This window comes from Pseudomonas sp. W22_MBD1_FP4 (assembly GCF_052113765.1).
Lineage (GTDB): Bacteria > Pseudomonadota > Gammaproteobacteria > Pseudomonadales > Pseudomonadaceae > Aquipseudomonas > Aquipseudomonas sivasensis.
The window spans coordinates 16,769-34,578 of record NZ_JBGQOI010000033.1 but is presented as its reverse complement, the minus strand read 5'-3'; the positions used below and the strand labels follow the sequence as shown (position 1 = coordinate 34,578).

The following is a 17,810-nucleotide window of genomic DNA, read 5'->3' as shown; positions in this document are numbered from 1 at the left end:
CCCCTCCCGCATTTGATACTCGGTGTTGGTTAGATCTGAGGCTTCGCCCGGCGGGCCTTGAAGAATTCGCTCAACACCGTGCCGCACTCCTCGGCCAGCACACCGCCTTCAAACACCACCCGATGATTCAGAAAGCCCTGGGTAAAAAACTGCCCCTGGCTTTGCACAATCCCCGCCTTCGGCTCCAACGCGCCATAAACCACCCGCGCGACTCGCGAATGCACGATCAACCCCGCGCACATGCTGCACGGCTCCAACGTCACATACAGCGTGCTGCCCACCAGCCGGTAGTTGCTGATGGCCTGGGCGGCGTCGCGTATGGCGACCATCTCGGCATGGGCGCTGGGATCGTTGCCGCTGATGGGGCGGTTGAAACCTCGACCAATGATTTCACCGTCCTGTACCAACACCGCACCCACGGGCACTTCGCCCAGTGCGGCGCCTTGGGCGGCAAGTGCCAGGGCTTCACGCATGAAGTCTTGGTCGCGGCTGCGGTCGATGATTGCCGCGGGGCGAATCTGGCGCATCACGCCACCTCGATGGCGGCCATCAGGCCGGTTTCCATGTGGTCGATGACGTGGCAGTGGAACATCCACACTCCAGGGTTATCCGCCACCAAGGCCACGCGGGCGCGCTCGTTCTTGCCCAACAAATAGGTGTCGGTAAAGTACGGGATCACCTTGTGGCGGTTCGAGGCGATCACCTTGAAGCTCATGCCGTGCAGGTGGATCGGATGCTGGTACTGGGTCATGTTCTTCAATTCGAAAATGTAGCTCTTGCCCTTTTCCAGCTTGGCAATCGGTCGGTCGGCGCAGGTCTTGTCGGTGATGTCCCAGGCCTGGCCGTTGATCTGCCACAGGCTCGGCGGCTTGCCATTGTCGACGTTGACCGAGACCGAGCCGACCCACTCGAAATTGAAGTTGAGTTTCTCGGCATTGGCCAGGTCCGGTTCGGCAATCGGGTTGGCGGGCAGCGCCGGGGGCCATTCGGTCGGTGCATCGGTGTTGGCGACTGAGCGGAAAGTGCCCAGGCGCACCGGGCCGTTGCGAATCGAGAGCTCTTCGCCCGCCGGCGGTGCCTTGATCGCCAGGCAGATGCGCATACCCGGCCCCAACCAGTACTCCTTGCCCAATGGACGCGGTTCGATGGGATTGCCGTCCAGCGCATAGATCTGCGCTTCGACGTCGGGGATGTTGATGCGATAGGTCAGGGTGTTATCGAGGTTGAGCAGGCGCACGCGGGTGATCTGCCCAGCGGGTAAGTCGATCACCGCCTGGGATACGCCATTGATCGTCGACAGCCGCCCGGCCGTACCGCCACGCGCCGCTTCACGGGGAACGCTGAAGGCAACGAACGCACCCTCTTCGTCCACATGCCAGCTCTTCAGGCTGAGGGTCCGTTCGTGTTTGAAACCGGTGGGTTCACGCTCTTCGATGATCAGCGGGCCGACCAGGCCTCGGCCGAGTTCTTCGCTACTGTTCACATGCGGGTGATACCAGTAGCTGCCGGCGTCGGGCACGCGGAATTTGTAGTCGAAGTATTCGCCCGGCAGCACCGGCAGTTGCGAGACATAGGGCACGCCGTCCATTTCCAGCGGCAGGCGGATGCCGTGCCAGTGGATGGTGGTCGCGACCGGCAGGTGGTTGATAAAGCGCACCCGCAGCCATTCGCCCTGACGCACACGCAACTCGGTGCCGGGTGCCGAGGGACCGAACGCCCAGGCTTGGGTCTTGTGCCCCGGCACCAGCTCCACGTCCAACGGTGCAGCGATCAGCTCGTAGTCGTGACCCGCTTCGGATTCGGCGACTTTCCCCAGCCAGTAACGGTAGGCGCCACCGGCACCGACGCCCACTACGGCCAGGCCTGCAAGACCACCCAGGATTTGTCGACGGGAAAAGGATCGGGACACAACAACCTCACGTATCTGCCGCAGGCCCAAGGCCTGCAAAGGGCAGATACGATACACCTGCATCGGCTAAACAGTAAGGCTTCTCATGTGGGAGGGGGCTTGCTCCCGATAGCAGTGTGTCAGCCACCACATTTATGGCTGATACACCGCTATCGGGAGCAAGCCCCCTCCCACATTGGTTCTTCATTGTTTTTTAGGGCTTGGAGGCCGCCAGGATCAGGGCTTTCATCTCGGCCACAGCGCCTTTGAAACCGACGAATAGCGCGTGGGCTACCAACGCGTGGCCGATGTTCAGCTCGTTGATGCCTTTGATCGCAGCCACGGCTTCGACGTTGTGGTAATGCAGGCCATGGCCGGCGTTGACGATCAGGCCTTCATTGAGGCCGCAGTTCACACCGTCAATGATGCGCTGCAGTTCATCCGCCACTTCGGTCGGCGTGGTGGCATCGGCGTAACGGCCGGTGTGCAGTTCGATGGCCGGCGCGCCGACACGACGCGACGCTTCGATCTGGCGCTCGTCGGCGTCGATGAACAGCGACACTTCGCTGCCGATTTTCGACAGGCGCTCCACCGCGGCCTTGATCCGCGCTTCCTGGCCGGCCACGTCAAGGCCGCCTTCGGTGGTCAGTTCCTGGCGGGTTTCCGGTACCAGGCAGATGTGCGCTGGGCGAATGCGCTCGGCGAAGAGCATCATTTCTTCTGTGACGCCCATTTCGAAATTCATGCGGGTTTGCAGCACGTCCTTGAGCAGCAACACATCGCGTTCCTGGATGTGGCGGCGGTCTTCTCGCAGGTGCACGGTGATGCCGTCGGCGCCTGCTTCTTCGGCGTCCAGCGCGGCCTTGACCGGGTCAGGGTAACGGGTGCCCCGGGCCTGGCGCAGGGTGGCGACGTGGTCGATGTTGACGCCAAGAAGAATGCGATTGCTGGTGGTCACGGAAGCGCTCCTGAAAAGGGAAAGAAACGGTGCACAGCATACACGGGGAGATCAGGGCTTTCGAAACAACTCGCGGCTGACCAACGGCCGTCCGCCCAGATGCACGGCCAAGGCCTGACGCATCAAGCGCTTGGCGGCGGATAACGCACCGGGTGCGCTCCAGTCGGCCTCGCTCATGGCCAGCAGTTCGGTGCCCTGGAACAGGCCGGGTTGCAGCAGGTAGACGCGCTCAAGACCCGCGTCGACTTGCAGGCGGTACATGCCGTCGGCGGCGACGGGGTCGCCGTGCAGGTCGTTGCTCAGCTCGAAGCCGTAGCCCAGGTCGTCGAGCAGGCGCCATTCGAAGGCACGCAGCAGCGGCTCCAGAGGGCGGCCTTCGGCCAGGGCCAGCAAAGTGGCGGCATAGTGATCAAAGACAGCCGGGTGCGGGTCTTCGGCGGGCAACAGACGGATCAGCAGCTCATTGAGGTAGAGCCCACTGAACAACGCATCGCCATTGAGCCAGGCGGAAGTGCCGACGCTTTCCAGGCGGCCGACGTTTTTCAACTCGCCCTTGCCGCGAAACTCCACGTCCAACGCCACGAAGGGCCGCGCCAATGTCCCCGCCTTGCCCCGCGCGCTGCGCAACACCGCGCGCAGGCGGCCTTGGGGCGTGAGGAAATCCACTAGCGCGCTGGTCTCGCGGTAGGCGCGGCTGTGCAGGACGTAGGCGAGTTGGCTGGGGGGTTGGGACATGGGTGCTCACTGCTGGAATGCATTTTTTGAAAACTACACAAACCTAATGTGGGAGGGGGCTTGCCCCCGATGGCAGTGTGTCAGTCACTTATTTATTAACTGACTCACCGCCATCGGGAGCAAGCCCCCTCCCACATTTTTTGCCCTGCGGTGTTCTTACAGGTCGCCGTAACCGAGGGAACGCAGAGCGCGCTCGTCATCGGACCAGCCGCCTTTCACCTTCACCCACAGGTTGAGCATGATCTTGGAATCAAAGAGCAATTCCATGTCCTTGCGCGCCTCGGTGCCGATGCGCTTGATGCGCTCGCCCTTGTCGCCAATGATGATTTTCTTCTGGCCGTCACGCTCGACAAGGATCAGCGCATGGATATGCAGGGTCTTGCCCTGTTGCTTGAACTCTTCGATTTCGACGGTGATCTGGTACGGCAGCTCAGCACCCATCTGGCGCATGATTTTCTCGCGGACCAGTTCAGCGGCGAGAAAGCGGCTGCTGCGGTCGGTGATCTGGTCTTCCGGGAAGAAGTGCTCGTTCTCCGGCAGGTAGCCAGCGATCACGCGCTCCAGGGCTTCGAGGTTATGACCGTGCTGGGCCGAGATCGGCATGATCTGGGCGTTCGGCAGTTGCTCCTGCAACCAGGTCAGGTGCGGCATCAGTTCGGCTTTGTCTTCGATGCGGTCGGTCTTGTTCAGCGCGACGATCAATGGGCCGGTGACGTACTGCACACGCTCAAGGACCATCTGGTCTTCGTCAGTCCACTTGGTGCGGTCGACCACGAAGATCACCACGTCGACGTCTTTCAACGCCGCCGATGCGGTCTTGTTCATGTAGCGGTTCAGGGCTTTCTCGCCACCTTTGTGCATACCCGGGGTGTCGACGTAGACCGCTTGCACGGCGCCTTCGGTCTTGATGCCCAGCATGTTGTGGCGAGTGGTCTGAGGCTTGCGCGAGGTGATCGCGAGCTTCTGACCGAGGATGTGGTTCAGCAGCGTGGACTTGCCCACGTTCGGGCGGCCAACGATGGCAACATAGCCACAGCGTGTTGCGGTTGAATCAGTCATGGCCATTCTCCACGCCCAGGGCAATCAGTGCTGCAGCGGCCGCTACCTGTTCGGCAATACGACGGCTCACACCCTGACCTCGGCTTTTTTCATTCAGTAAGGTGATTTCACATTCCACGAAGAACACACGGCAATGGGGCTCACCCTGGATATCCACCACTTCGTAGCGTGGCAGTTCGCAACCACGGGACTGCAGGTATTCCTGCAGGCGGGTCTTGGGATCTTTGTTGGTGTCGACCAGCGTAAGGCTTTCAATCTCCGAAGCCAGCCAGGCGACCACGCGCTCCTTGGCCGTTTCCATACCTGCATCGAGGTAAATCGCGCCGATCAAGGCTTCGAGGGCATCGGCCAGGATCGACTCGCGACGGAAGCCACCGCTTTTCAATTCGCCCGACCCCAGGCGCAGGTACTCACCCAGGCCGAAACCACGGGCCAGTACGGCCAGGGTCTCACCCTTTACCAGACGTGCGCGCAATCGCGACAGCTGGCCTTCGCGCGCTTGCGGGAAGCGTTCGAACAGCGCCTCACCGGCGGCGAAATTGAGAATGGCGTCACCGAGGAATTCCAGGCGCTCGTTATTACGCCCTGCAAAGCTGCGGTGTGTGAGGGCAAGGATCATCAATTCCTGATCCTTGAAGGTGTAGCCGAGCTGGCGCTCTAAACGACTTAGCGAAACGGTCACGGTTTATCCATACCTAGTTGCTGCATATCTAGTGGGTGGCACCGGCGGCCATCGACGATTGACGCAGTGTTCAAATTCAAATCCTGATGGTTACAGCCTGGAGCCGGAATTGTCCAAGCCCCAGAAAAGCAGTCGGCGCTGTGTTCACAGCGCCGCTTGTATTACTTGATCAGCCCGACCCGCGAGAAGTTCGGCAGGTGGCTGAGCTTGGGTTCCGGCCAGCTCATCCAGACCGCGAAGGCCTTGCCGACGATATTCTGGTCGGGAACCATGCCAAGCAGCTCCTTGGGAATGCTCGGGTCATCCCAGTAGCGGCTGTCGTTGGAGTTGTCACGGTTGTCGCCCATCATGAAATAGTGCCCGGCTGGCACTTTCCACTCTCCATCAGGCATGGCGCGGTAGCGGCTCATTTCCTTGCGGATTTCGTGCTCTACCGCACCGAGTTTTTCCTGGTACAGCTCGGCGCTGCCCAGGCTGTTCGGTTCGGAACCGAGCAGTTTCTCGGCCACCGACTCGCCATTGATCAACAGGCGCTTGTCGCTGGTGTAGCGAATCACGTCGCCCGGCAGGCCCACCACACGCTTGATGTAATTGACGTTCGGGTCGCTTGGATAGCGGAACACCATCACATCACCGCGCTGCGGATCACCGACTTCGATGACCTTCTTATCGATCACCGGCAGGCGAATCCCGTAGGAAAACTTGTTCACCAGGATGAAGTCGCCCACGTCCAGGGTAGGTTTCATCGAACCCGAAGGGATCTGAAACGGCTCCACCAGAAACGAACGCAGCACCAGCACGATGAACAACACCGGGAAGAACGACTTGCCGTACTCAACCAGCAAAGGCTCTTTGTTCAGCTTCTCGATCACCACGACATCGGGCTGGCTGACGCTGCCCTGATAGGACGCGATAGCCGCCCGCCGACGCGGGGCGAAGAACACCAGATCGAGCAACGCCAGGAGACCACAAACGGCAACGGCGATGACCAGCAACAGCGGGAAATTTAGCGACATAGGACCTAACTATCCAACCTGAGCACCGCAAGGAAGGCTTCTTGTGGAATTTCCACGTTGCCCACTTGCTTCATGCGTTTTTTACCGGCCTTTTGCTTCTCAAGCAGCTTGCGCTTACGGCTTACGTCACCGCCGTAGCATTTGGCCAGTACGTTCTTTCTGAGAGCCTTGACGGAGGTCCGTGCAATGATCTGCCCGCCAATAGCGGCCTGGATCGCGACGTCGAACATCTGGCGCGGAATCAGTTCTTTCATCTTCTCGGTCAACTGGCGACCTTTGTAGTGCGCGTTGTCCTTGTGCACGATCAGTGCAAGGGCATCAACCTTGTCGCCGTTGATCAACACATCCAGTTTCACCAGATTAGCCGATTGATAACGATCGAAATGGTAATCCAGCGAAGCATAGCCGCGACTGGTGGATTTGAGACGGTCAAAGAAGTCCAGGACCACTTCGTTCATCGGCAAATCGTAGGTCACTTGCACCTGGGTACCGAGGAACAGCATGTCGTGCTGCACGCCACGTTTTTCGATACACAGGGTAATGACGTTGCCCAAATGTTCCTGCGGCACCAGGATATTGGCGCGCACGATCGGCTCACGCATGTCTTCGATAGAAGACAGGTCTGGGAGCTTGGACGGGTTATCTACATAAATCGTTTCACCGGTTTTCAGCGCCAGCTCAAAAATAACCGTTGGCGCGGTGGTGATCAGGTCCAGGTCGTATTCGCGCTCAAGGCGCTCCTGAATGATCTCCATGTGCAGCATGCCGAGGAAGCCGCAACGGAAACCGAAGCCCAGGGCGTCGGAGCTTTCCGGGGTGTACTGCAACGACGAGTCGTTGAGGGTCAGCTTCTGCAACGCTTCGCGGAAGTCTTCGAAGTCATCGGAGCTGACCGGGAACAGACCGGCGTAAACCTGCGGCTGGATGCGTTTGAAGCCCGGCAGCACGTCGACGTCAGGGGTGGAGCTCAAGGTCAGGGTGTCACCCACCGGCGCACCGTGGATGTCCTTGATACCGGCGATGATGAAACCTACTTCACCGGCTTTCAGATCAGTGGTTGCAGTGTGTTTCGGGTTGAATACACCGACGCTGTCCACCAGGTGGATCTTGCCGGTGGACTTGACCAGGATCTTGTCGCCCTTCTTCACACGGCCGTGGCGTACACGTACCAGGGAGACAACCCCCAGGTAGTTGTCGAACCAGGAGTCGATGATCAACGCTTGCAGCGGATCTTCGTAGTTGCCGGTGGGGGCAGGAATGGTCTTGACCAGGCGCTCGAGCACTTCGTCAACGCCCAGGCCGGTCTTGGCGCTGCACTCGACGGCGTCGGTGGCGTCAATGCCGATGATTTTTTCGATTTCTTCTTTGACGCGGTCCGGATCGGCCTGTGGCAGGTCGATCTTGTTCAGCACCGGCATCACTTCCAGGCCTTGCTCGATGGCGGTGTAGCAGTTGGCCACGGACTGGGCTTCAACGCCCTGACCCGCGTCCACCACCAGCAGCGCACCTTCGCAGGCCGCCAGGGAACGGCTGACTTCATAGGTGAAGTCGACGTGGCCCGGGGTGTCAATGAAGTTCAGCTGGTACTTGATACCGTCTTTGGCGGTGTAGTACAGAGTAACGCTGTGGGCCTTGATGGTGATCCCGCGCTCGCGTTCGAGGTCCATGGAATCCAGTACCTGGGCTTCCATTTCACGCTCGGCAAGGCCGCCGCACATCTGGATGAATCGATCGGCCAGCGTCGACTTACCATGGTCAATGTGGGCGATGATGGAGAAATTGCGGATATGACTCAAATCACTCACGGATCAACACTCAAAAAGGCTGCAGGCAGATTGCCCGCTGAAAAATAGCCGGGAATTGTACCTGAAGCTTCGGCCAGACGTCATCTTTGCTGACCAGAACAAAAATGCCCCACTCATTCGAGCGGGGCATTTTTTGTGCATAAGCGCGGTATCAGCCAGCTCGGCGCAGCAGCCAGAACCCGGCCAGGGCGCAGATGGCCGTCGGCACCAGCACCGCAAACAGCGGCGAGAAACCGAATACCAGGCTCGACGGGCCTAGCAGGTCCTGGGCGATGCGGAATGTGAAGCCCACCAACACGCCAGTAAACACACGCTGACCCAGGGTCACGGAACGCAATGGGCCGAAGATGAACGAGATCGCCATCAACACCAGCGCGGCGGTTACCACTGGCTGCAACACCTTGACCCAAAACGCCAGCCAGTAACGACCGTTGTTCAGCCCTTGCTCCTTGAGGTAGTGGATGTAACTCCACAACCCGGAGATAGGCAGGCTTTCCGGGATCATCACCACGGTGTTGAGCAATTCCGGCTTGAGAGCGATGTCCCACTCTTCGCTTGGCTCATTGATCACTTCGGTGCTGGCCTTGATGCCTTGGCCGACATTGCGGAAGTGAGTGGTAGTGATGTCCGTCAGTTGCCATTTTTCGCCACTGTACTGCGCACGTTTGGCGAAGCTGGACGACAGCATGTGACGTTCTTTATCAAAGGTGTAACGCGTCACACCGATCAACAGGCCGCCCGGTTGCACGGCGTTGATGTGGATGAACTCATCACCCTGGCGATGCCACAGGCCATGCTTGGCGCTTTGCGCATCGCCCGAACCCTGCGCCAGGGCGCGGTTGGCTTGGGCGGTGGTTTCTGCCGGCGGCGCGACGTATTCACCGATCAGCACACTGCACAGCATCAGCAGCAACATGGGCTTCATCACCGCCCAGACGATACGGCCGATGGACACCCCGGCGGCACGCATGATGGTCAGTTCGCTGTTGCTGGCCAGGCTGCCCAGGCCGATCAAGCAGCCGATCAGCGCAGCCATCGGCATCATGTCGTAGAGCCGACGCGGCGCGGTGAGTGCCACGTAGCTCAGTACATCCCACACAGTGTAGGTGTCGCTCACGTTGCCCACTTCATCGATGAAGGCGAACAACGAGGCAAGGCCCAGGATGATGCCCAGAACCGCCAGAATGGCGATCAGGACGCTGCTACCAATGTAGCGATCGAGCTTAGCCACGAGCCAACTCCTTCTGGCCGCGACGGCTCAACATTTTCAAACGGATAGGTTCCCAGTAGAGCAGGCCCAGGCCGATCACCAGGAAGATCCCGTGCACCCACCACAACCCCAGGGTCGGCGAAAGCTTGCCCTTCTCCAGGGAGCCGCGAGCGGAAATCAGAATGGTGAGGTAAGCCATGTACAGCAGGATCGCTGGCAACAGCTTGAGGAAGCGGCCCTGACGTGGGTTGACGCGCGACAACGGCACGGCCATCAAGGTCACGATAAACACCAGCAGTGGCAGAGAAATACGCCATTGCAGCTCGGCAATGGAGCGCAGTTCCTTGCTGCCGAACAAATCCTTCGTGGGGATGGCGTCGCGGTCAGTCACCTCGTCGCTGACATCCGGACGGGCGAGCAACACGCCGTAAGTGTCGTACTTGATGGCGCGGTAGTCGGCCTGGCCGGGACTGCCGTCATAGCGATAGCCGTTCTCCAGGATCAGGTAGCGACTGCCATCGGGACGCACGTCCTGGCGACCGGACTCGGCCACCAGCACGGAGATGCCACGGTCTTTCTTGTCCTGGCCCAGGCGCTTCTCGGAGATGAACACCCCGCCCAGGTTGGCACGGTCTTCGGTCAGGGTTTCGGTATAGGTGACCCGCGTGCCGTCATTGAGTGCCTGGAAGCGGCCCGGTTCAAGGGTGTCGAACTCGGTCATCGCGTCCTGCTTGTTCAGCACCAGCTGGAACTGCATGGCGCCCTGGGGGGCCAGGCTCAGGCTCAGCCAGGCAACGATAAGCGCGATGCCGGCTGCCGGGATCATGGTCATGCCGAGCAGACGCTGCTGGCTCATGCCGGTGGCCGAGAGCACAGTCATTTCGCTTTCGAGGTACAAACGACCGTAGGCCAACAGGATCCCGAGGAACAGGCCCAGCGGCAGGATCAGTTGCAGGAACCCCGGCAGGCGAAAGCCCATGATCAGGAACAACGAGCCTGGATCCAGGGCGCCCGAAGCGGCTTGGGCCAGGTATTTGACGAAACGACCACTCATGATGATGACCAACAGGACCGCACTCACGGCACTCAGGGTCAACAGGACTTCGCGGGATAGATAACGGAAGACAATCAAACCAGACACTCCAGGGTTGTCAGGCTAAGGCGGCCAAACAAGCAAGCATACCGAGTCAGCCCCTTTACGCAGGGCCGATTAAAAAGATGGCGCATTATCCTGTGATTGACCGCGCCTGTCACTGCGCAACCTCATACGCGGGTACAAAGCGCGTACGAAGGGTTGTCAGGCTCCGCCGGCGAGGTTCAAACTGCGGCCTTTGTCGCTGGCGGTTTACACAGCTGCCACGCTTTAAAGCCTGGATACAAATACCAGGCTCTCAGACCTTTATAAGGGACCCGAAAATGGAATTGGTTGTAAAAAGCGTTAGCCCCGAAACGTTGAAAACCGCCACCCTCGTGGTCGCCATCGGCGAAGGCCGCAAGCTCGGCGTGGCCGCCAAGCAACTCGACGAACTCAGCGGCGGCGCCATCAGCGCCGTGCTCAAGCGCGGCGACCTGGCCGGCAAAGTCGGTCAGAGCCTTCTGTTGCAGAGCCTGCCTAACCTCAAGGCCGACCGCATTTTGCTGGTCGGCGTGGGCAAAGACGCTGAGCTGGGCGACCGCCCGTTCCGCAAGATCATCAGCGGCATCCTCAGCACCCTGAAGGGCCTGGGCGGTGGCGATGCGACACTGGCTCTCGACGAAATCGTGGTCAAAGGCCGCGACAGCTACGGCAAGACGCGCCTGCTGGCAGAGACCCTGGTGGACGGCGGCTATATCTTCGACCAGTTCAAGAGCCAGAAAGCCGAACCCCGCGCCCTGAAGAAAATCACCCTGCTGACCATCAAGGCCGCGCAGGCTGAAGTTCAGCGCGCCGTAACCCACGCTACCGCGATTGCCAACGGCATGTCGTTTACCCGCGACTTGGGTAACCTGCCGCCGAACATCTGCCACCCGACCTACCTGGGCGAGCAAGCCAAGGCGCTGGGCAAAGAGTTCAAGGGCCTGAAAGTTGAAGTGCTGGACGAGAAAAAGATCAAGGAACTGGGCATGGGCTCGTTCTACGCCGTGGGCCAGGGCAGCGACCAGCCACCACGCCTGATCGTGATGCAATACAACGGCGGCAAGAAGTCCGAGAAGCCTTACGCCCTGGTCGGCAAAGGGATCACCTTCGACACCGGCGGCATCAGCCTCAAGCCGGGCGCGGGCATGGATGAGATGAAGTACGACATGGGCGGCGCCGCCAGCGTGTTCGGCACCCTGCGTGCCGTACTGGAGCTCAAGCTGCCGATCAACCTGGTGTGCATCCTGGCCTGCGCCGAGAATATGCCGAGCGGCGGCGCTGCCCGCCCAGGGGATATCGTCACCACCATGAGCGGCCAGACCGTCGAAATCCTCAACACCGACGCCGAAGGCCGTCTGGTGCTGTGCGATGCCTTGACCTACGCCGAGCGCTTCAAGCCGCAAGCCGTAATCGACATCGCCACCCTGACCGGTGCGTGCATCGTTGCCCTGGGCTCCCACACGTCGGGCTTGCTGGGTAACAACGACGAGCTGATCGAGCAACTGCTCAGCGCGGGCAAGGCTGCCGACGATCGCGCCTGGCAACTGCCGCTGTTCGATGAATACCAAGAACAGCTGGACAGCCCGTTCGCCGACATCGCCAACATCGGCGGCCCGAAAGCCGGCACCATCACCGCTGCCTGCTTCCTGTCGCGCTTCGCCAAGAACTTCAACTGGGCGCACCTGGACATCGCCGGCACGGCCTGGACCAGCGGCGGCAAGGACAAGGGCGCCACTGGCCGTCCGGTTCCGCTGCTGACCCAGTACCTGCTGGATCGCGCAAAGGCCTGAAACTGAAGATGCCGGGGCGGCCATCACGCCGCTCCGGTCTCAGGAACCGCAATGACCCAAGTCGACTTCTATATATTGCCCAGCGCCGACCCGCTCGCGCGCCTGGACTTTGCCTGCAAACTCACCGAAAAAGCCTGGCGCATGGGCCATCGCATCTACCTGCACTGCAGCGATGCCGCTCAACGCGACGAGCTCGACGCCCGCCTGTGGCGCTTCAAGGGTGAAAGCTTCGTGCCCCACGGCCCTGCCGAATCAGAACCTGAAGGTCTGATAGTGCTGGGGCTGGGTGACAGCTGCGGCGATCACCATGACCTGCTGGTCAACCTGGACCTGAAAGTACCGCCGTTCGCCAAGGCCTTTGCCCGTGTGGCGGAAGTGGTGGTGGAAGATCCGGCTATTCGTCAGGCCGCGCGGGAGAGTTTCCGTTTCTACCGCGAACAGGGCTATCCTTTGCAAGATCACCGGCTACAACGACTTTGAGCACACGATGGACACTTCCAACCCTGTAAAAAAAGATGACCACCTGCTGGACGACCTGGAGTCGATCCGTCAGTTGCTGGGTGATGATGGCTTGCAACCGCCGCTGCTGACCGAACCGGTCGACGGCGAGGTACAGATTCCGTTGCTGTTTGACATGGTGGGCGGCAAACCTGCGCCGGCACCGGTCGAACTGCCCGTCGTAGAACCAGCCCCCGTTGCCGCCGCTGCCGAGAAAACCCCCGACGCCCTGCTGCTGCATCTAGACAACGAACTGCGCGCCGCCGCGCAATTGATCATGCAAGACGTGATCGACGACTTTGCCCCGCATATCGAAACCGAGATCAAGCGCCGAATGGATGCGCGAATGGAACGGTTGCTCAGCCAGTACCAGTCTTAAACCGTACATAGATCCCCTGTGGGAGGGGGCTCGCCCCCGATAGCGGTGTATCAGTCAGCCCATGTATGGTTGACACATTGCCATCGGGGGGCAAGCCCCCTCCCACATTGACCGGCGCACGCCTTTAGCCCGTCTTCGCCTCGCCCTGCGCCCTATCCCCCGTTATACTTGCCGGCTTTCCTGAATATATGCCAACTAGGGTCCCGCCGCGCATGGATAAGACCTACCAGCCGCACGCTATTGAAACTTCCTGGTACAACACCTGGGAGTCCGAGAACTATTTCGCTCCGCAAGGTGCGGGCGAGTCCTACACCATCATGATTCCGCCACCGAACGTCACTGGCAGCCTGCACATGGGCCATGGCTTCAACAATGCGATCATGGATGCGTTGATCCGTTTCCGCCGCATGCAGGGTCGTAACACCCTGTGGCAACCGGGCACCGACCACGCCGGTATCGCCACCCAGATGCTGGTGGAGCGCCAACTCGAAGCCACCGGCCAAAGCCGTCACGACCTGGGCCGTGAGAAATTCCTGGAAAAGATCTGGGAATGGAAAGACCAATCCGGCGGCAACATCAGCCGTCAGATCCGTCGCCTGGGCTCGTCCGTCGACTGGAGCCGCGAGCGTTTCACCATGGACGACGGCCTGTCCGAATCCGTGAAAGAAGCCTTCGTGCGCCTGCATGAAGACGGCCTGATCTACCGCGGCAAGCGCCTGGTCAACTGGGACACCAAGTTGCACACGGCGATTTCCGACCTCGAAGTGGAAAACCACGACGAGAAAGGCTTCCTGTGGAACCTTAAGTACCCGCTGGCCGACGGCGCCAAGACCGCTGAAGGCAACGACTACCTGATCGTCGCCACCACCCGTCCGGAAACCATGCTCGGCGATGCCGCCGTCGCGGTTAACCCGAACGACGAACGCTACCAGGCACTGATCGGCAAGTTCGTCGACCTGCCATTGGTAGGCCGTCGCATCCCGATCATCGCGGACGACTACTGCGATCCCGAATTCGGCACCGGCTGCGTGAAGATCACCCCGGCCCACGACTTCAACGACTACGAAGTCGGCAAGCGCCACAACCTGCCGCTGTTGAACATCTTCGATAAAAATGCCGCCGTACTGCCGGCCTGCCAGGTGTTCAACCTGGACGGCACGCTGAACGAAAGCATCGACGGCAAGATCCCGACCGAATACGCCGGCCTCGACCGTTTCGAAGCACGCAAGCAGATCGTGGCCGCTTTCGATGCCGCCGGCCTGCTGGTCAGCGTTGACGACCACGGCCTGAAAGTGCCGAAGGGCGACCGCTCCGGCACCGTGATCGAGCCGTGGCTGACCGACCAGTGGTACGTGTCCACCAAGCCGCTGGCTGAGCCTGCGATTGCTGCCGTAGAAGATGGCCGTATCCAGTTCGTGCCTAAACAGTACGAAAACATGTACTTCTCGTGGATGCGCGACATCCAGGATTGGTGCATCAGCCGTCAACTGTGGTGGGGCCACCGCATTCCGGCCTGGTACGACGAGTCGGGCAAGGTCTATGTAGGCCGCGACGAAGCCGAAGTGCGTGCCAAGCACAACCTCGGCCCGGACGTGGCGCTGCAACAGGACAACGACGTACTGGATACCTGGTTCAGCTCTGGCCTGTGGACGTTCTCCACCCTGGGCTGGCCGCAGCAGACCGAATTCCTCAAGAAATTCCACTCCACCGACGTGCTGGTGACCGGCTTCGACATCATTTTCTTCTGGGTTGCCCGGATGATCATGCTGACCATGCACTTGGTGAAGAACGAGGACGGCACGCCGCAGGTTCCGTTCAAGACCGTGTATGTGCACGGCCTCGTGCGTGATGGCCAGGGCCAGAAAATGTCCAAGTCCAAGGGCAACGTCCTGGACCCGCTGGACATCATCGACGGCATCGACCTGGAAACCCTGGTGCAGAAGCGCACTTCGGGCTTGATGCAGCCGAAACTGGCAAAGAAGATCGAAAAGCAGACACGCGACGAGTTCGCTGACGGCATCGCCAGCTACGGCACCGACGCCCTGCGTTTCACCTTCTGCTCGTTGGCGTCTACCGGTCGCGACATCAAGTTCGACATGGGCCGCGTCGAAGGCTATCGCAACTTCTGCAACAAGATCTGGAACGCCGCGCGCTACGTGCTGGATAAAGGTGAAGACTGCGGCCAGAACGGCGAAGCCTATGAGTTGAGCCTGGCCGACCGCTGGATCATCTCGCAGCTGCAACGCACCGAAGCCGAAGTGACCCGCCAACTCGACCAGTTCCGTTTCGACCTGGCCGCGCAAGCCTTGTACGAGTTCATTTGGAACCAGTATTGCGACTGGTACCTGGAGCTGTCCAAGCCCGTGCTGTGGGACGAAAACGCACCGGTCGAACGCCAGCGCGGCACCCGTCGTACCCTGGTACGCGTGCTGGAAGTGGCGTTGCGCCTGGCGCATCCGTTCATGCCGTTCATCACCGAAGAAATCTGGCAGCGCCTCGCGCCGCTGGCCGGTATCGAAGGCAAGACCATCATGCTGCAGCCTTGGCCGGTGGCCAATGAAGCACGCATCGATGAAGCCGCTGAAAGCGATATCGAATGGCTCAAGACCCTGATGCTCGGCACGCGCAACATCCGCGCCGAGATGAACATCGGGCCGGGCAAGCCGTTGGCGGTGTTCGTGAAGAACGCCAGTGCCGAGGACCAGCGTCGCCTTACCGAAAACGATGCACTGCTCAAGAAACTGGCGAAGCTGGAGTCGATCACCGTCTTGGCTGACGGCGCCGAAGCACCGTTGTCCGCTACCGCGCTGGTTGGCGACATGGAAGTGCTGGTGCCAATGGCCGGTTTGATCGACAAGGGCGCAGAGCTGGCCCGTCTCGACAAAGAAATTGCGCGCCTGCAGGGCGAAGTGCAGCGGGTGGGCGGCAAGCTGTCCAACGCGGCATTCGTCGACAAGGCGCCAGCTGAAGTGATCGAGAAAGAGCGCGCCAAGCTCGCCGAGGCCGAACAGGCTCTGGGCAAGCTGGCGGAGCAACATGCGCGGATTTCCAGCCTGTAAGGTGGAATCAGCGTGAAAAAAGAGACCTTCGGGTCTCTTTTTTTATTTGCGAACCCGGTCAATGTGGGAGGGGGCTTGCCCCCGATAGCAGTGCATCAGCCTGAATATCTTTGACTGTCACACCGCCATCGGGGGCAAGCCCCCTCCCACATTTGTCCGGGTCAGGCTCAAGATGTGTGACAATGCCCACCACTTTGAGCCAACACCAGAATCAACATGACCGCCCCCACTACGCCCAAACCTCCGCGCAAGAAGCCTAAAACCGCTGCCACGGCCAAACCCGTCGCGCCGCGCAAAGAGGCCACCCTGCACCCGCGCAACCGCCACACAGGCCGTTACGACTTCCCGGCGCTGATCAAGACCACGCCGGAGCTGGCGAAATTCGTGATCCTCAACCCCTACGGTAAGGAAAGCATCGACTTCGCCAGCCCTGACGCCGTGCGGGTATTCAACCGGGCGTTGCTCAAGTCGTTCTATGGCATCCAGCATTGGGATATCCCGCAGGATTACCTATGCCCGCCGGTGCCGGGGCGTGCGGACTATGTGCACTTCCTCGCCGACCTGCTGGCCAGCGTCAACGACGGCAAGATTCCCCGTGGTTCCATCGTCAAGGTGTTGGACATCGGCATGGGCGCCAACTGCGTCTATCCGCTGATTGGCTACATGGAGTACCGCTGGAACTTCCTTGGCTCGGAAGTCGACCCTATCGCCGTAGCCGCTGCCAAGGCCATCGTGCAGTCCAACGACCTGAGTAAGGTCATCCAACTGCGCCAGCAAAACAACCCCAAGCACATCCTGTTGGGCCTGCTGGAACCTGGCGAGCGCTTTGACCTGACCATGTGCAACCCGCCCTTCCATGCGTCCATGGACGAAGCCACCAAGGGCAGCGAACGCAAGTGGCGCGCGCTGGGCAAGGCTGATCCCAAGCGCAAATTGCCGGTGCTTAACTTCGGTGGCCAGTCGGCCGAGTTGTGGTGTGAAGGCGGTGAAGCGCGGTTCGTGACGCAGTTGATCGCTGAAAGCGCGAATTTTGCCCATAAGGTGCTGTGGTTCAGCACCCTGGTATCAAAAGCGTCGAACTTGCCCGCCATTGAGACAGCCCTGAAAAAAGCCGGCGTGCTGGAAAGCCAGGTGGTGGAGATGTCCCAGGGTCAGAAGCAAAGCCGTTTCGTGGCCTGGACTTTCCAGACCAAGAACGAGCAGCAGATCTGGCGCCAACGCTGGGTTCGCGATTAATAAATCGCAGGCAACAAAAAACCGTGCCCGGATTGCTCCGGAGCACGGTTTTTTTTTGCTGCGTCTTACTTGTTAACAGCGTCGGTCAGGCCTTTGGCCACAACCAGCTTGATAACTTTCTTGGCAGCGATTTCGATGGCAGCGCCAGTCGAAGGGTTACGGCCAGTACGGGCTGGACGCTCGGTCACTTTCAGTTTGCCAACGCCTGGCAGAGTGATTTCGCCGCCGTTTTCCAGCTGATCAGCAACAACTTGGCTCAGTTGGTCCAGCAGAGCGCGCACGGTAGTTTTCGGTGCGTCTACTGCTTCAGCCAGGTCAGCGATCAGTTGGTCTTTAGTAATAGCCATTGTGGTGTTCCTTCCCTATCAAATTCATATG

The 17,810-nt window shown here is 60.1% G+C and carries 16 protein-coding genes; 5 read left to right on the top strand and 11 right to left on the bottom strand.

Annotated elements, in window-relative coordinates:
• Nucleotides 1-29 precede the first annotated feature (29 nt).
• From tadA to lptF, 10 genes are all read right to left on the bottom strand, one after another.
• Nucleotides 30-527: a tRNA adenosine(34) deaminase TadA gene (gene tadA, locus ACEN2T_RS28130; RefSeq protein WP_122680314.1), complete on the bottom strand. Its 498-nt coding sequence runs from the start codon at nt 525-527 to the stop codon at nt 30-32.
• The gene (locus tag ACEN2T_RS28125; protein WP_095184314.1) at nt 527-1,909 is read right to left on the bottom strand and encodes a multicopper oxidase family protein; all 1,383 of its coding nucleotides are present in this window, start codon (nt 1,907-1,909) and stop codon (nt 527-529) included. Before ACEN2T_RS28125 ends, tadA begins: the two co-directional genes overlap by 1 nt.
• Before the next feature lie 193 nt (nt 1,910-2,102).
• The gene (pdxJ, locus tag ACEN2T_RS28120) at nt 2,103-2,846 is read right to left on the bottom strand and encodes a pyridoxine 5'-phosphate synthase (protein WP_122752519.1); all 744 of its coding nucleotides are present in this window, start codon (nt 2,844-2,846) and stop codon (nt 2,103-2,105) included.
• Between the two features lie 51 nt (nt 2,847-2,897).
• The gene (recO, locus tag ACEN2T_RS28115; protein WP_095183914.1) at nt 2,898-3,581 is read right to left on the bottom strand and encodes a DNA repair protein RecO; all 684 of its coding nucleotides are present in this window, start codon (nt 3,579-3,581) and stop codon (nt 2,898-2,900) included.
• Between the two features lie 156 nt (nt 3,582-3,737).
• Nucleotides 3,738-4,640 (bottom strand): GTPase Era, encoded by a 903-nt coding sequence (gene era, locus ACEN2T_RS28110; RefSeq protein WP_032886448.1) that lies wholly within the window; start codon nt 4,638-4,640, stop codon nt 3,738-3,740.
• Complete coding sequence (rnc, locus tag ACEN2T_RS28105) at nt 4,633-5,322, bottom strand: ribonuclease III (RefSeq protein WP_032886446.1); 690 nt, start codon at nt 5,320-5,322, stop codon at nt 4,633-4,635. Before rnc ends, era begins: the two co-directional genes overlap by 8 nt.
• Nucleotides 5,323-5,483: 161 nt before the next feature.
• A complete protein-coding gene (lepB, locus tag ACEN2T_RS28100) occupies nt 5,484-6,338 on the bottom strand; it encodes a signal peptidase I (protein ID WP_032886444.1) in 855 nt (284 codons plus the stop codon).
• A 5-nt stretch (nt 6,339-6,343) separates the two neighbouring features.
• Nucleotides 6,344-8,143 carry a translation elongation factor 4 gene (gene lepA / locus ACEN2T_RS28095; RefSeq protein WP_003210439.1) on the bottom strand — a complete coding sequence of 600 codons (1,800 nt, stop codon included), beginning with the start codon at nt 8,141-8,143 and terminating at the stop codon, nt 6,344-6,346.
• Nucleotides 8,144-8,294: 151 nt separating this feature from the next.
• The gene (gene lptG / locus ACEN2T_RS28090; protein WP_442117893.1) at nt 8,295-9,374 is read right to left on the bottom strand and encodes an LPS export ABC transporter permease LptG; all 1,080 of its coding nucleotides are present in this window, start codon (nt 9,372-9,374) and stop codon (nt 8,295-8,297) included.
• Complete coding sequence (gene lptF / locus ACEN2T_RS28085) at nt 9,367-10,485, bottom strand: LPS export ABC transporter permease LptF (RefSeq protein WP_032886439.1); 1,119 nt, start codon at nt 10,483-10,485, stop codon at nt 9,367-9,369. Before lptF ends, lptG begins: the two co-directional genes overlap by 8 nt.
• Before the next feature lie 284 nt (nt 10,486-10,769).
• Between lptF and ACEN2T_RS28080 the strand changes: the two genes are divergently transcribed.
• The 5 genes from ACEN2T_RS28080 (at nt 10,770) to rlmF (ending at nt 17,432) form a co-directional block, all read left to right on the top strand.
• Complete coding sequence (locus ACEN2T_RS28080) at nt 10,770-12,260, top strand: leucyl aminopeptidase (protein WP_032886438.1); 1,491 nt, start codon at nt 10,770-10,772, stop codon at nt 12,258-12,260.
• Nucleotides 12,261-12,311: 51 nt separating this feature from the next.
• Nucleotides 12,312-12,740, top strand: coding sequence for a DNA polymerase III subunit chi (locus ACEN2T_RS28075; protein ID WP_095183913.1), 429 nt, complete (start codon nt 12,312-12,314; stop codon nt 12,738-12,740).
• A 7-nt stretch (nt 12,741-12,747) separates the two neighbouring features.
• Nucleotides 12,748-13,137, top strand: a complete 390-nt coding sequence (locus ACEN2T_RS28070) for a hypothetical protein (RefSeq protein WP_032886434.1) — start codon at nt 12,748-12,750, stop codon at nt 13,135-13,137.
• 212 nt (nt 13,138-13,349) lie between these two features.
• Nucleotides 13,350-16,196 carry a valine--tRNA ligase gene (locus tag ACEN2T_RS28065; RefSeq protein ID WP_442117892.1) on the top strand — a complete coding sequence of 949 codons (2,847 nt, stop codon included), beginning with the start codon at nt 13,350-13,352 and terminating at the stop codon, nt 16,194-16,196.
• Nucleotides 16,197-16,412: 216 nt separating this feature from the next.
• Entirely contained in the window at nt 16,413-17,432 is a 1,020-nt protein-coding gene (gene rlmF, locus ACEN2T_RS28060) for a 23S rRNA (adenine(1618)-N(6))-methyltransferase RlmF (protein WP_095183912.1), read from the top strand.
• 65 nt (nt 17,433-17,497) lie between these two features.
• Here the strand turns inward: rlmF and ACEN2T_RS28055 are convergent, their stop codons facing one another.
• Nucleotides 17,498-17,779, bottom strand: coding sequence for an HU family DNA-binding protein (locus ACEN2T_RS28055; RefSeq protein ID WP_003188840.1), 282 nt, complete (start codon nt 17,777-17,779; stop codon nt 17,498-17,500).
• Between the last annotated feature and the right edge of the window lie 31 nt (nt 17,780-17,810).